This window comes from Streptococcus sp. WB01_FAA12 (assembly GCF_012843315.1).
Taxonomy (GTDB): domain Bacteria; phylum Bacillota; class Bacilli; order Lactobacillales; family Streptococcaceae; genus Streptococcus.
The window spans coordinates 1-602 of record NZ_JABAEX010000020.1 but is presented as its reverse complement, the minus strand read 5'-3'; the positions used below and the strand labels follow the sequence as shown (position 1 = coordinate 602).

Annotated in this window: 1 protein-coding gene; it reads right to left on the bottom strand. The window is 44.5% G+C overall.

The features are described 5' to 3' along the window. Window positions 1-602 (bottom strand): Rib/alpha-like domain-containing protein (locus HF881_RS10365; protein ID WP_277347584.1); only part of this gene is annotated, 602 nt, incomplete at both ends.

The window sequence follows — 602 nt, the reverse complement described above, 5'->3', positions numbered from 1 at the left end:
GTTCCGTCTGGGTATGTTACAACTACTGTCGCGTCTTTTTCACCTTCTGTAGCAGTATCTACTGGTGTCTTGAACGCGAAGGTTGTTCCACTTGGAAGATCTGAAACATTACCAATTGAGTTCTTAGCTTCTGGTGTTGAACCTGGAGCAACTGTTTGAGCCTTAGCTACTGGTGTGTACTTATCCGCATCGCTACGTGGGTCTTTTACAGTAACCTTAACTGGAACTTCATCCGTAGTTCCGTCTGGGTATGTTACAACTACTGTCGCGTCTTTTTCACCTTCTGTAGCAGTATCTACTGGTGTCTTGAACGCGAAGGTTGTTCCACTTGGAAGATCTGAAACATTACCAATTGAGTTCTTAGCTTCTGGTGTTGAACCTGGAGCAACTGTTTGAGCCTTAGCTACTGGTGTGTACTTATCCGCATCGCTATGTGGGTCTTTTACAGTAACCTTAACTGGAACTTCATCCGTAGTTCCGTCTGGGTATGTTACAACTACTGTCGCGTCTTTTTCACCTTCTGTAGCAGTATCTACTGGTGTCTTGAACGCGAAGGTTGTTCCACTTGGAAGATCTGAAACGTTACCAATTGAGTTCTTAGC